This window comes from Dictyobacter kobayashii, from assembly GCF_003967555.1.
Classification (GTDB): domain Bacteria; phylum Chloroflexota; class Ktedonobacteria; order Ktedonobacterales; family Ktedonobacteraceae; genus Dictyobacter; species Dictyobacter kobayashii.
This window is the reverse complement of the sequence record NZ_BIFS01000001.1, coordinates 1817416-1831380: the sequence shown is the minus strand read 5'-3', so window position 1 is coordinate 1831380 and position 13965 is coordinate 1817416. Positions and strand designations below refer to the sequence as shown.

The 13965-nt window shown below is 49.5% G+C and carries 9 protein-coding genes and 1 rRNA gene; 4 read left to right on the top strand and 6 right to left on the bottom strand.

The window, feature by feature from the left end; genetic code table 11:
* Positions 1–15 precede the first annotated feature (15 nt).
* Both EL645_RS07960 and EL645_RS07955 read right to left on the bottom strand, forming a co-directional pair.
* Positions 16–1083 (bottom strand): M42 family metallopeptidase, encoded by a 1068-nt coding sequence (locus EL645_RS07960; protein WP_218031782.1) that lies wholly within the window; start codon positions 1081–1083, stop codon positions 16–18.
* 156 nt (positions 1084–1239) lie between these two features.
* Positions 1240–2598 (bottom strand): NYN domain-containing protein, encoded by a 1359-nt coding sequence (locus tag EL645_RS07955; protein ID WP_126549524.1) that lies wholly within the window; start codon positions 2596–2598, stop codon positions 1240–1242.
* 204 nt (positions 2599–2802) lie between these two features.
* On the opposite strand from EL645_RS07955, the gene EL645_RS07950 reads away from it, so the two are divergent.
* The gene (locus EL645_RS07950; protein ID WP_126549523.1) at positions 2803–3138 is read left to right on the top strand and encodes a winged helix-turn-helix transcriptional regulator; all 336 of its coding nucleotides are present in this window, start codon (positions 2803–2805) and stop codon (positions 3136–3138) included.
* A 107-nt stretch (positions 3139–3245) separates the two neighbouring features.
* On the opposite strand, the gene EL645_RS07945 is transcribed toward EL645_RS07950, so the two are convergent.
* Positions 3246–3536 carry a hypothetical protein gene (locus EL645_RS07945; protein ID WP_126549522.1) on the bottom strand — a complete coding sequence of 97 codons (291 nt, stop codon included), beginning with the start codon at positions 3534–3536 and terminating at the stop codon, positions 3246–3248.
* 662 nt (positions 3537–4198) lie between these two features.
* Between EL645_RS07945 and EL645_RS07940 the strand changes: the two genes are divergently transcribed.
* Positions 4199–7159, top strand: a 23S ribosomal RNA gene (locus EL645_RS07940).
* A 205-nt stretch (positions 7160–7364) separates the two neighbouring features.
* Here EL645_RS07940 and queG read toward each other — a convergent pair.
* From queG to EL645_RS07925, 3 genes are read right to left on the bottom strand one after another with little or no spacing between them, the layout of a single operon-like run.
* Positions 7365–8606, bottom strand: a complete 1242-nt coding sequence (gene queG / locus EL645_RS07935; protein ID WP_161977214.1) for a tRNA epoxyqueuosine(34) reductase QueG — start codon at positions 8604–8606, stop codon at positions 7365–7367.
* Positions 8607–8658: 52 nt separating this feature from the next.
* The gene (locus tag EL645_RS07930; RefSeq protein ID WP_126549520.1) at positions 8659–9567 is read right to left on the bottom strand and encodes an ABC transporter permease; all 909 of its coding nucleotides are present in this window, start codon (positions 9565–9567) and stop codon (positions 8659–8661) included.
* Positions 9564–10628, bottom strand: a complete 1065-nt coding sequence (locus EL645_RS07925; protein WP_246035314.1) for an ABC transporter ATP-binding protein — start codon at positions 10626–10628, stop codon at positions 9564–9566. The genes EL645_RS07930 and EL645_RS07925 overlap by 4 nt, the downstream gene beginning before the upstream one ends.
* Positions 10629–11257: 629 nt before the next feature.
* Here EL645_RS07925 and EL645_RS07920 point away from each other — a divergent pair.
* Together EL645_RS07920 and EL645_RS07915 are read left to right on the top strand one after the other, a co-directional pair.
* Positions 11258–13066, top strand: a complete 1809-nt coding sequence (locus tag EL645_RS07920; protein ID WP_126549519.1) for an FAD-dependent oxidoreductase — start codon at positions 11258–11260, stop codon at positions 13064–13066.
* A 275-nt stretch (positions 13067–13341) separates the two neighbouring features.
* A complete protein-coding gene (locus EL645_RS07915) occupies positions 13342–13890 on the top strand; it encodes an RNA 2'-phosphotransferase (RefSeq protein WP_126549518.1) in 549 nt (182 codons plus the stop codon).
* Positions 13891–13965 lie beyond the last annotated feature (75 nt).

Below are 13965 nucleotides of genomic sequence, written 5' to 3'. Positions count from 1 at the left end.
TTCTGGTTGGCGTGGTTATGGAATAACGTTAGTATCTTTATCCAGGGCCAGCACGAAGCGCGTCAGCAATTCAGCAACTTCATCAATATCTTTTAACGAAGCAATCTCTGAACCAGTGTGGAGATAGCGACAGGGGATGCTTACCAGGGCGGTAGCCACACCACCGCGTACGACCTGAATAACGTCAGTGTCGGTCGAGGTGCGGGCCGCCTGCGGATCAATCTGCCAGGCTATGCCAGCTTCTTCTGCTGCTTTGACCAGCAGCTGATAGACGCGTGGGTTAATATGGCCACCGATTGAAAGCACCGGACCGCCATGTAGCTTTACCTCACCCAGTTCTTTTTTCGAGGTACCTGGATGGTCGGAGGTGAAGGTGACATCTACCGCGACGGCGATGAGTGGATCAACGCTAAAGGCCGCTGTCTGGGCACCACGCGAGCCAACCTCTTCCTGGACCGCTGAGACAAAGAACACGCCAGCTTTTAAGGCTTCACGTTTCTTATGCAGGCGGCGCATCGTTTCCACCAGCGCAAAGACACTGGATTTATCATCCAGCGCGCGCGACACAATCACATCGTTCTGCATACGCTCTAGCTGGGCGGCGCGAGTCGCCACGCTGCCCAATGGCACCAATTTTCTGGCATCTTCCTGGCTATTCGCGCCAATGTCGATCCACAGGTCAGCGAGTTTAGGGCTCTTGCCACGATCCTCGCTGCTCAAAGTATGCACAGGCGAGCGACCAATGACTCCCAGAATAGGCCCACTGGGAGTATGAACATGGACACGATTACCTGGCAGGGTAGAAGGATCGAAACCCCCAATTGGAGCGAAATAAAGGAAGCCTTGCTCATCGATGTAGCGGATCAGAAAACCAAGCTCATCGCCATGAGCGGTTAGCATGACGCGCGGGGTACCTTCTGGATGCAGCGCAGCAATCACATTGCCGTGTACATCTGTACGCACTTCGTCGGTATATTTTTTTATTTCTTCGCGAATGACCTGTTGTACAGGTTGCTCAAAGCCAGAAGGGCTGGGACTCGTAATCATTAGCTCTAGAAATGCGACACGGGCCTCATCTATCATAAAAACCTCCAGAGGGACATAATAATAATAGAAATAGTAACCTCATAAAAACAAAGAGCCCGGTCGAGCCTCCGCTTATATGAGAGAAGGCTCTTACCGGGTTCACGTTCTTCCTTGAGAATATCACAGAATAAACATAGTCAGCTTAACGCAAACTTAGCGTACAAATTGTTTGAGTACTTCATCAACACCCGGGTGTGTGCGATTCAAGCGTAAATCCTCTGCTCCCGTTGCATCAGTCTGGACGAGTAGAATATTTTGCTGAATACAGCTATTGAGCAACTCGCGTGCAGACTCTCGTGTTAAACGCCCACGAAAACGATTCTTTGGATTGACTGGATCGCCAATAAAATTAGACACCCCAATAATTGTGCGCCAGGACCAGTTGCGGTCAATATAATCAAGAAACTGTAAGAATTGCGGGTCAAGCACGTCCATTGGTGGGCTGCCATAGGGAGATTGCTGATACTGAGATCCGCTATTATTAAAGTTTACCGCAGGCATAGAGCCAGTACTTGCAGTTAGAGAACTGCTGGGTGACATCTGGACAATTGGTAACTGCCCAGTGGTACTGCCCACACCACCTGGAACAAGAGGCACAAATTGATTAGCACTACTAATTAAATCTCGGCTGACGGTTCCTGGAATACCAACAACAATAACAGTTTTGTTCAAACGTAACTTTAAACGGGCACTGATTCGAGTAAAATCTTTATCGCCAGTCATCAACACAAATGTAGAGATGGTCGGACGATCAAAAACAGTTTCAATAATATCCATCAACATATTCAGATCGACCGTACTCTGCACAACCGTACTCTGCACAATAGTGCTATTGCCAGGATTAACGGCGGGCATGTGGCCAGTATTTCCAGTATGCTGAGTAGTATTAGAATATCCTAAAGGACCAGTATTGCTTTGCCCAAGTGGGCCGGTCGGGCTGGATTGACCATAGGAATTTCCATAGGGTAATTGGCGATATGACTCGCGCTGCTGATCATCTGACATGGCGTATGGCTCATCGGGAGGCTGTTCCTCTTCGGTGAGAAGATTTTCATCCAGGTCATCGTGCAGGGAGAGCGATGACTCCGCTTCAGTGGGCCAACCATTGTTCAGCATTCCTGGTTGAATTGCTGGAAGAGAACCAGAATTACCGGTTATGTTTGAGGGCCACTGTCGGGGGTAAGCGCCAGTTCCTTGCTCAGCAACGTAGCTTGAGGAACCAAGAGAGCCAGTTGGAGTATTACCAGATGACGAATAGTGGATCGTGCCCATACGGATACGGTCCCTTTGTTTGGCTGGACAATCAACACGGTCGATCATTGCCGCAGTTAAACTTCCTTTAAATGGCTCCGGTTGCCGAGACCAGTCCGCATAAGCGCGGGCGACCATAACAGTACCATAGCGGCGAGCCACAGCAATAAGTTCCTGTGGGTCGGGCTCTCGCCGTTGTATATTCAGCATACTGTAACGTATGTTCTCAAAATCGATGAATAAAGCAATATCTTCGGGCACAACCTTCTCCTCTCATGGGGAGAAACCGCGCAGGCCAAGATTTATGATTGTTCAGGTGCTCGGATTACCTAACAGTGTATCCTCTAGCTATGAGCATATCATACTTTATGGTTAAAGTCGAGAGGTCTGCGCTTTACTTTGCGTACCTACTATGGTATATTCTGTAGTTGAGAAAGAACAAGAGATACAAAAGAGTAACCTGTAATGGAGCTAACAGAATATCATCTCGTAGAAAAATCAATTTGTCCTGTCGCCCGCACTGCTCAGATTCTGGGCGGGAAATGGACTATACTCATTATTCGTGATTTGGCCGCTGGTGTCAAGCGCTTCAATCAGCTAGAACGCTCTCTCCAGGGCATCAGCCCCAAAACACTTTCCGAACGACTCCGCTCCTTAGAAGAAGAGGGAATTGTCATTCGCCAGACATTTGCTGAAGCACCTCCTCGCGTTGAATACTTATTGACGGAGAAGGGATGTGACCTGGTGTCTGTGATCGATAGTATGCGGGCCTACGGAAAACAGTGGTTATGTAATAAGTAGAATCGCATTCATTGGATCTTGTAGTCAGTTTACTTCCCCTACCCACGTAATTTAAGTTAGAAGAACCGGGGAATGCCCCCGGTTCTTTCTCGTTATTTTCAGACGTATTAAAGTGATGCCCCAACTAATTCGCGGTGATGTTCAGAGAGGAAACGGCTTAACACACCGGAGGTTTGAGGCGAGGTGAGTTCTTCTGCCTGATTATCCGCTCTGTCCACTAACTCATACAGACTAGCAATATCATAGCGTATCTGTACCTGCAGCTGGCCGTCACTATTAAAACCCTCTACGAAGAGTCCATCCTCTTCTTCATGGATCGCGATGCTCTTGACACCAATCTGGTCAAGAACCTGACCGACTGCATGTAAGATGTTCGCATAACTGAACGTGGCCGGCATTTCTCCCTCCCTAAATAATTGGAAGAAAAATTTTCAATTGTTTACTTAATAGTTCCTCTTCACGACTACTCTGTCACACTGCAACACACCACATTTTTGATAGGTGGATTGTCAGGTTCATACTACACTCCGACAATTTTAGCATAACAATCTTTAAACGTCAAGTTACCGTTTCGCTGACGTTTCATGGGCTCAGGCACTTGTTGTAGCCCATGCGCTACGAACTGGCGTATTTGCTTCTTCTGTGTCTTTATCGCTAGCATTGAGGTCAGCAAAAAATCGGGCCCGTTGAAAATGGCTTTGTACGGGTGTTCTTCAATAGAGAATGAATGAGGTCTGTGGGCTTACCTGAGCCTATATAAAAGCTCAACCACATATAGATAAAACTGTACCATCTTTTGATCTGCTTGCACTAATTTTGCTAATTGATAAAAAAATATGCAAAAAACTGTTGACAAAGTCAGCAAGGTGTGGCATATTATCTGAGCGCCGCACGAGAGCGATGCGGGGCACCTAAAAAGCACACTAACAACTAAAGAATATCATTTCTTCAATTTTGCTGAGCGAATAACAGGTCAGCCAGAGTTGAAGCAGAGGATCGATTTTTTCGATTAAGAAAAAGTCAAAGCATTCCAGAGACATGATGTAGATCTGAACGAAGAGAACAAGCTACACAGAGTACGAGGTGGATGCCTTGGCGCTGAAGACCGAAGAAGGACGCGGAGACCGGCGAAACGTTCGGGGGGAGCTGCATACAAGCGATGAACCCCGAGATTCCGAATGAGGCAACTCCTCCAGAGTGATGTCTGGAGACCGCCTGCTGAACACATAGGCAGTGACGGGGGGCAGTGGGTGAACTGAAACATCTCAGTAACCCGACGAAAAGAAATCAACCGAGATTCCCGTAGTAGTGGCGAGCGAACCGGGACCAGCCCAAACCAATCATCCCTCGGGACGGTTGGGGTTGTAGGACCGATAACAAACAACTTTTGCTTACTTGAACACGTTGGAAAGCGTGACCAGAGCGGGTGAGAGTCCCGTAAAGGACGAGCGAGAGGAGTGGATCGGTATCCTGAGTACCACGAGGCACGTGAAACCTTGTGGGAAGCTGGGGGGACCACCCTCCAAGGCTACACATCTTCAGCGACCGATAGCGAACAAGTACCGTGAGGGAAAGGTGAAAAGCACCCCGAGAGGGGGATGAAAGAGACCCTGAAACCACGTACTCACCAGCAGTCAGAGGCCACTGTTCCAGGAGGAACCAAGGGCTGATGGCGTGCCTTTTGTAGAATGATCCGGCGAGTGCATCGTCGTAGCCTGGTTAACCAACGCTAAAGTTGGGGAGCCCCAGGGCAACCGAGTCTGAAGAGGGCGAACGTTGCGGCGATGCGACCCGAAACCGTGTGAGCTATCCATGAGCAGAGTGAAGCGGATGTGACAGTCCGTCGAGGCTCGAACCCACCAGTGTTGCAAAACTGGGGGATGACTTGTGGATAGGGGAGAAATTCCAATCGAACACGGAGATAGCTGGTTCTCCCCGAAATGTATTGAGGTACAGCTGTATGAAACACTATCCTGGAGGTAGAGCACTGAATGGGCTAGGGGCCTCGTGCAGGTTACCAAACCCAACCAAACTTCGAATGCCAGGACAGCATGCATGCAAGTGAGACGGCGGGGGCTAAGCTTCGTCGTCAAAAGGGAAACAGCCCAGACCATCGGCTAAGGTCTCTAAATCCGCGCTTAGTGTCAAAGGGAGTCAGTACGCCCAAACAGCCAGGATGTTGGCTTAGAAGCAGCCACCATTTAAAGAGTGCGTAATAGCTCACTGGTCGAGTGTAGTGGCACCGACAACGTATCGAGGCTCAAGCGAGGTACCGAAGCCATGGAACCTTTCTATTGAAAGGTTGGTAGGGGAGCGTTCTGCGGGCAGAGAAGCCAGACCGCAAGGACTGGTGGAGCGTGCAGAAGTGAGAATGCCGGAATGAGTAGCGTCATGTCTGTGATAACCAGACACACCGAATGCCTGAGGGTTCCTGGGCACCGTCAATCGTCCCAGGGTAAGTCGGGTCCTAAGCCGAGGACGTCATAGTCGTAGGCGATGGCAAGCAGGTCAGAGATTCCTGCACCGGAGTAGCTCGTTATGAGCAATGGGGGGACGTGGTAAGGAAGGTGAGCCCATCGAATGGACAGGATGGGTCTGTGCGGTGAAGTGCGAAGCCGAGGCAAATCCCGGTTTCCTGTGCATGACACGTGCAGCGAGCGGACGTCAGTCCGCGGAAGTCATCGGCCCCTAAGCCGCCAAGAAAAGCCTCTCGCCAGAGTGTACTCCGCCCGTACCGCAAACCGACACAGGTAGGCAGGGGGAACTCTCCCCAGGTGATCGAGCGACCCTCTGTTAAGGAACTCGGCAAATTGACCCCGTACCTTCGGAAGAAGGGGTGCCCTAGTAGCGATGTCCTTCGGGATGGCGTGAGGGGGTTGCAAGAAATTGGCTCAACCGACTGTTTACCAAAAACACAGGTCTCTGCGAACGCGAAAGCGGAAGTATAGGGGCTGACTCCTGCCCAGTGCCGGAAGGTTACGAGGAGCGGTGATCGTAGCTGCGAATCTAAGCCCCGGTGAACGGCGGCCGTAACTATAACGGTCCTAAGGTAGCGAAATTCCTTGTCGGGTAAGTTCCGACCCGCACGAAAGGAGTAACGAGTTGAGCACTGTCTCGACAGAGGACTCGGCGAAATTGAAGTACCCGTGAAGATACGGGTTACCCACGACAGGACAAAAAGACCCCGTGGAGCTTTACTACACCTTGACCTCGAAACGAGGCAGAGCGTGCGTAGCATAGGTGGGAGTCGGAGAACCTATCCTTGTGGGGGTAGGGGAGACAGCAGTGAAATACCACTCTCGTTGTGTTTTGTTTCTCACACGTCACCGTGAGCCGGGACGTGGACAGGATCAGGCGGGTAGTTTGACTGGGGCGGTCGCCTCCCAAAGAGTAACGGAGGCGCCCAAAGGTTCCCTCAGGGTGGATGGACATCACCCGTAAGAGTGCAAAGGCAGAAGGGAGCTTGACTGCAAGACGGACAGGTCGAGCAGGGACGAAAGTCGGGCTTAGTGATCCCACATTCCCGAGTGGAAGGAGTGTGGCTCAACGGATAAAAGCTACCCGGGGATAACAGGCTTATCTTGCCCAAGAGTTCACATCGACGGCAAGGTTTGGCACCTCGATGTCGGCTCGTCGCATCCTGGGGCTGGAGTAGGTCCCAAGGGTTGGGCTGTTCGCCCATGAAAGCGGCACGCGAGCTGGGTTCAGAACGTCGCGAGACAGTTCGGTCTCTATCCGTCGTGGGCGTAGGAGAATTGAGGGGCGTCATCTCCAGTACGAGAGGACCGAGATGGCTCAACCGCTGGTGTGCCAGTTGGCCTGCCCGGGCCAGAGCTGGATAGCTATGTTGAGAAGGGATAAGCGCTGAAGGCATCTAAGCGCGAAGCCGCACCCAAGACAAGTTCTCCCATCACATTTGTGTGATCAAGATCCCAGGAAGACGACCTGGTAGATAGACGACACGTGGACGCCTGGTAACAGGTGCAGCGAAGTCGCCCTAATGATCGTACGGCTTGTTTCACCCCATCGTTGAGTATCTTCATCGTGGCATTCTGAGGATGCGAGTCCGCTGCTTCAGCGATGGCTGATCTGGCGCTCGGCAAAATTGAGGAAATGGTATACTTTTAGTCTGACAGTGGTTCACCAATGAGATTAGTCTCATTGGTGTTTTTTTGTCTATGGATATGGCAATAGAAACAGTTCCTGAGAAACAGTAACGTGTTGTGTTAGGCCATGGTCAGGGCGTATTTAATCTCTTTCTGCACTTCTACGTCCTCTTCAGTTGTCAGTGCCTCCTGTAAGGCCTGCACAGCTGAAGAGCCACCAATACTGCCCAGGGCCCAGGCAGCATGGCCACGAATTAAGGCTTCCTCATCATGTAAAGCCTTTTCCAGAGCAGGAATCGCCTGTGGATCTTTGCTGTTGCCTAAAGCGACACATACATTGCGTAAGAGACCACGCCGTTTGGTTCTTTTAATTGGACTACGCCGAAAGCGTTCACGAAACTCTTCTTCCGTCAGTGAGAGCAACGGAATAAGTTCAGGAGTACTACCTACTGCTGGATGCGCCTGAAATTCAATCTGGGGTCGAAAAACTTTATTCGCGTTGCTATCTGCCACTTGTTCGGTACGCTTCTGAATACTTTGCAGGGGCACAATAGGCTTGCCATGAATATCTCGTAGCCCCAAACGCTTTTCAGCCACCTTATTGACTGGACACACTTCCTGACAGATATCGCAGCCAAAAATGAGATTTCCCATCAATGGCCGCATTTCCAGTGGAATACTGCCACGTAGTTCGATGGTGAGGAATGAAATACACTTGGGGCTATCCAGTTCATAAGGATTAGGTAGGGCACCTGTCGGGCAGGCGTGCAGGCATATCTCGCAGCTACCACAGTTAGCTTTGAGCGCTTCATCTGGTTGCAGCGGCAGATTGGTGACAATCTCGGCCAGAAAGACCCAGGAGCCCCAACCTTTAGTGAGAATATTTGTATTTTTACCATACCAACCCAGACCAGCGCGTTGAGCGACTGCCCGATCTACCATCCGCCCCGTATCTACAAATAAGCGCGTCTCTATATCCTGGTCCCACTCATCCCGTGCATAGTCTTTTAGCCAGTTAGCAAATTGCTGCAACCTGGGTTTGATAATGTCATGGTAATCGTCTCCCCAGGCATAGCGCGAGATACGACCATGGGGCTTCGTTTCGTCCGCTTCAACTGGCTGTTCGGTTAAATAGCACAGTGCCAGCGTAATAATGGATTGTGCCTCAGGCAGTAGCGCATCTGGATGGCAGGAGATTTCCGCCCGTTCGCTGGTAAACCAGGGCAGGCCATCCATTAGACCACGTCCGATGCGCTCTTGAATTACTTGTTTGGCCTCAGGAAAAGCCGCAGCGCTGGTAATGCGCGCTGCATCAAATCCTAAGCTATAAGCATACTCTTTTATTGTTTGTGTATTAAGCATTGTACCTGACACCATATATTGACTGGCTCGTATTTCATGGGCAGCTATGACTTTAACTGGTAATATCACGCGCCTTTAAGGCCCACCAGGTGATGCCACCAAAGACAAGCAGGTAGACAATGATAACAATCCCTGCGTGGATATCATCGATCGAGCCTGCGGCTCCTCCCAGAATGTAATTCTGTTGATTGGTGCGTAGAGCGCCTAGATTATTACCAATAAAATAATCTGGTATTGCGGCCAGGAAACTACCAAAGGCATTTTGCATGCGGTTGCCTAGAATCGAGAACAGCCCACTAATTCCACCTTCAAGGAACCACCAGATTAATACACCTGTAACGCCTGCCGCGGTAGCTTTTCCCCATGTTGACAGGCTGATTGCCAGTAAGCAATAGGTAAAGACACTGAGCAGAGTAACCAGGAAATAAAGAACGGTGTGTAGGAGCCATATCCCGTTTACAACGCTCAAATCAATGGTGCGACCTGTTGGTAGATTTAAAAGCATCCACGTTATTATACCAATAACTACCAATGATATATATGCAATACATATGCATGCCAGAATCGCCCCTAATTTTGCTAACAGAAATTGGATGCGGGTAGGGCCTCGCGTCAGCATCAAGCGAATACTACCCACTGAATATTCTCCACCTACGATTGTACCTGCGAGAATAATAAACAGGATTGTGCCAATGAAATTGGTGACCGAGATGATTGTATTGAGTACTTCTGGAAGGAGACGTGATGAGGTTGAATTGGTGAAAAGCAGTGCTAGTATGACTGTAACTACTGCTATCGTGCTCAATACTTTTGACATCGCGCGGCGTCGAATTTTGTATAACTCAGCGGCAATCGAGCGGCCCAGGACATTAATAAAACTCTGGCTACCCATAACTACATTTTTACTGCGCGCCGGGGCTGGAACAGGCTGCTCTAATGTTGACTCTGTTTGATTGCTCATTTTGCCGCTCCTTTTGTGCCATCAGCCGATGTATTCAGCTCATATAGCGTATCTTTCGGGGTGGCCTCACCAGGTTGATTGGGTTGAGCGGTCGCTTGTAGATACACAGCTTCCAGACTTCCTTCGCGTGGGTGTAATTCTGCTGCGAATAGTTCATTGTGCGCCAATAAACGATTGATTTCAGCCGAGCGAGCCGCCGGCGCATCTACTAGAAGTACCGGTTGCCGTAGCGCATTTTGTTCAATAGCAATATGTCCCATCCAACTGATTCCCTGCTCTTTTAAGCGCTGTAAAACCTGCAAGGCAGCCTGGACCTCTTCTGCCTGGTTCATGCGAATCTCCACCTGTTCTTTTTCACGTAAGAGCTCTTTAACATCGCCCTGTTTTACAAGATTGCCTTTGCGCAGAATCGCGACCCGATTACACACCTGTTGGACCTCAGACAAAATATGGCTGGAGAGGAAAATGGTCTTGCCTAATCCCGCCAGGCGTTGAATAAGCTTGCGAATCTCGATTACCCCGGCCGGATCTAAGCCGTTGGTCGGCTCATCCAGCATTACCAACTCTGGATCGGCTAGCAGTGCCGCCGCGATACCCAGGCGTTGTTTCATACCCAGGGAGTAATTTCGATAAACTAGCCGTTGATATTGCCTGAGTTCAACTATATCCAGGACTTCCTCATAGCGTCGATTATTGGCCTTGCCCAGGACCATGCCTGAATTGGCAGCAATTACACGTAAATTATCGATACCCGAAAGATATGGATAGAAAGTAGGTGTCTCAACAATAGCACCAATGCGCTGCAAAATGGCAGGTAGCTGATAGGCATTATCCATCCCAAAGAGTACCGCCCGTCCGGCTGTAGGATGAATAAGTCCAAGTAGCATACGAATAGTCGTTGTCTTGCCTGAACCATTAGGCCCCAGGAAGCCAAATACATCTCCCCGCATTACCTGCAAATTAAGATCATTCACTGCAACAAGATTTCCAAAAGCTTTTGTTAATCTTTGTGTACTGATTACTGGCATGCCGTCATTTAAAGGTGTGCTTATATCGCTCACTGACGACTCCTTCTCTTTTCGCTATTTATATTTGTGGTATACACCAATTTTTTCTGCCTGGCGAGAGTAAATACCTCATCTCCTATTCGAATAGTATACGGTTAGTGTGCAATCCAGTTCTACCCCTATCTTTGTAACGTAGTTTCCCCATTAATTACGACTTTTTTTCTATGTCTTTGACGTAAATGTTGCCACTTTTTGGTCGCTTGAGAAGCATACATATTTCTGGTTGATCGGGCTGTATATCCTCCCTTCCTGGATTAGCAAGAGCTAGTTTTTTAACGTAAATAAGCCCATCATAGAAACATATTCATGGCCTTCTTCTTGAGTAACGTTACTCCTACCCGCTCTCTTCTTGTTCCAGAGACAGGCCTTATGCTATAATCTGACAAGGAAAATTAGTCCATGATGATATTCGTATCTCAAAGCAAAGCGTGCTAGCCGCGCAGTAAAAACGCAATTATGTTTCCCACGAGTATTGGTCTAATGTTTATCAGAATTTTATAGGGAAATAGGCCGTACTGTTAATAGCGGCTTATGCCGCCAGCGCTGTCTCCCCTGTTCCGGGCGCTAGCATACCTCCCTACCTGGTAGAGAGTGCCCGGTGCCCAGGAAAGGACTTGGTTAAGATGATTGATCCCGATAGCGAATTGGAAGCTCGATATCGTTCCGTTACTGTAACACCGGACTGGTATCAAACAAATATTCCTTGTCAGGTGGGGTGTCCGGCTCATACGGATGTTTCTACCTACATTGGCTTAATTTCGCAGGCTCGTTTCGATGAAGCATATCTGTTGAATCGTAAGGCAAATGTCGTACCTGGTGTGCTGGGTCGTACCTGTGCGAAGCCGTGCGAGCCTGTCTGCCGCCGTAATAAAATTGATGGGAAGCCGATCTCCATCTGCTGGTTGAAGCGTGCTGCCTCTGATCACCGTGAGTATCGCCATCACGCCGAGTGCCCTCCTGTAACCAAAGATAAAAAGGTTGCAATTGTGGGTGCTGGCTCAGCTGGTATGGCCTGCGCTCGTGATTTGCGCGATATGGGTTACCCTGTCACTATTTATGAGCAGTATCCAACCGCCGGCGGTGTAATGGTGAATGGTATCCCTGTCTGGCGTCTTCCTCGTTATGTAACTACCGAGGAATGTGATGAGTACATGGCAGATATCGGTGTTGAGATTAAGTACAACACCCGTGTTGGCCGCGACGTGCAGATAGCGGATCTACTCAAAGAGTATGATGCGGTTTATCTGGCAGCTGGTTGTTATATTCCAAATGCATTGACTGGTCCCGATAATAAAGTCATTAAAGGTGCTGACCTGCACGGTGTTATCGACGGTATCCGCTTGCTGGAAAAGACAAACTATGGCGAGCCGGCCTTTATCGGTAAAAAAGTGGCTGTGCTGGGTTCTGGCTTTACCGCCATGGACTGTAGCCGCACGGCGATCCGCTTCGGTGCCGAGAAGGTCTACATCATGTACCGTCGCTCGAAAGAGGAAGCTGGCTCAGACGAGTATGAGGTAGATGAGGCCGTATTTGAGCACGTTGAGTTTAACTATCTTGTGACCCAGCTGGAAGTTACCAGTGAGGATGGCATCCATGTTAATGGCATGCGCTTTATTCGTAACAAACTGGGCGATCCCGATGCCAGTGGCCGCCGCCGCCCTGTTCCCATTCCAGGCACTGAGTTCGAGATCGATGTCGATACCGTTATTCCGGCCTTTGGTCAGTATAGCGATGTATCGTGGTTGCCAGCTGAAGAGCTGGGACTTGAGGTTAACAAATGGGGTGTGCCGCTGCTGGATATCGATACCTGGATGACAAACCATCCTGGCCTTTTTGCTGGCGGTGACTTCACCCAGGGTGCTCGTAACCTGATCTCGGCGATTGGCGATGGGCGTGATGCTGCTGGTGCCATTAATCGCTATCTGGGCGGTGTGGACAAACCGGCTGAACCCGCTGAAGAAGTTGAGCTGCCTGACTACCGCCGTGGTATGGTCGACAATTATGAGTCCATTCCACACCAGATGTTGCCTTCACTGGAGCTCAAAGACCGCTATAGTCATACCCGTGAGACAGAGACTGGTTATACACCAGAGCAGGCTGTTATTCAAGCTCGCCGCTGCTTGCAGTGTCAGTTGAATATCATGATTGATCCTTCGATCTGTATCCTGTGTTCTGGCTGTGTCGATATCTGCCCTTATGACTGTATTAGCATGGAAGGTCTATCGCGCGTAGTTAAGGCTGATCCTATGCATGAGGATACCGAAGACTGGCGTGGTGGTGCCGATATGATTATTGATGAGGAAAAGTGCATTCGCTGTGGCCTGTGTATTGTGCGCTGCCCAACTGATGCTATCTCCATGGTTCAGTTCGAGGTTGCCAGCCCCAATTCCCGCTGGACGGTTTCGAAAATACCTGTCATCAATGTCAATTAAGAGAATTTGAAAAATGCAGGGGTGATAATCACATCCCTGCATTTTTTGTGTGGCGAATATACTTGATACTCCGTCTGAATATGTCAGACCCCATTAGCATGGGAAGCATAGCGCTCAAGAAATCATCTTAAGTGTTGCAAAAAGTGCGCCCAGCGCACTTTTTGCAACACTTAAGATGATTTCTTGAGCGACGCGCCGCAGGAGCGAAAGCTTATACTTGAGGGACGCGGTGGCGATAGGTGCATGACATATTCTCTATGAAAGGAATCATTAAGATGGAAATCGATCTGGTACAGCTTAGCCGTACCATAGCCTATGCTCTGCGTCACCAGCCAGCCAGTTTTGGGTTGACATTGGATGAAGAGGGCTGGGTCTCTGTTGATTCATTGGTTGGTGCTTTGTGTCAGCATCGTTCTGCCTGGAAACAATTGCAAATAAGCGATATTGAGAAGGTCATGGCTTTACCTGGTAAGCGGCGCTATGAGTTGCGGGACGGTCGCATTCGCGCTTATTACGGACACTCGATTCAACAACGTATGCTGCGTGAAGCCGCCACCCCACCAACCTATCTTTTTCATGGTACAACCCCTGCGGCATATGAGCAGATCCGTCAGTCTGGCTTATTACCGATGGGGCGCCAGTATGTTCATCTTTCTGAAGATAGAGAGACAGCCCTCCAGGTCGCCCGGCGCCGTACATCCCAGCCCATTATTCTTGTAGTAGCCGCTTTGCATGCTCACCAGGCTGGCGTTCAATTTTACCTGGGAAATGATAGTGTCTGGTTGGCCGATGCCATTCCACCGGATTATCTTACCAGGCAATGATGCATTATGGTTCTATTTATCCCTTTTTCCTATTAGATTGCTTTAGTTACATGTGCCGATTATACTAGATACTAG

Coding starts and splice junctions, on each gene's coding strand:
- EL645_RS07945 (WP_126549522.1), bottom strand. CDS start 3,536: ATGCCGGCCACGTTCAGTTATGCGAACATCTTACATGCAGTCGGTCAG.
- queG (WP_161977214.1), bottom strand. CDS start 8,606: ATGCTTAATACACAAACAATAAAAGAGTATGCTTATAGCTTAGGATTT.
- EL645_RS07950 (WP_126549523.1), top strand. CDS start 2,803: ATGGAGCTAACAGAATATCATCTCGTAGAAAAATCAATTTGTCCTGTC.
- EL645_RS07920 (WP_126549519.1), top strand. CDS start 11,258: ATGATTGATCCCGATAGCGAATTGGAAGCTCGATATCGTTCCGTTACT.
- EL645_RS07915 (WP_126549518.1), top strand. CDS start 13,342: ATGGAAATCGATCTGGTACAGCTTAGCCGTACCATAGCCTATGCTCTG.
- EL645_RS07930 (WP_126549520.1), bottom strand. CDS start 9,567: ATGAGCAATCAAACAGAGTCAACATTAGAGCAGCCTGTTCCAGCCCCG.
- EL645_RS07960 (WP_218031782.1), bottom strand. CDS start 1,083: ATGATAGATGAGGCCCGTGTCGCATTTCTAGAGCTAATGATTACGAGT.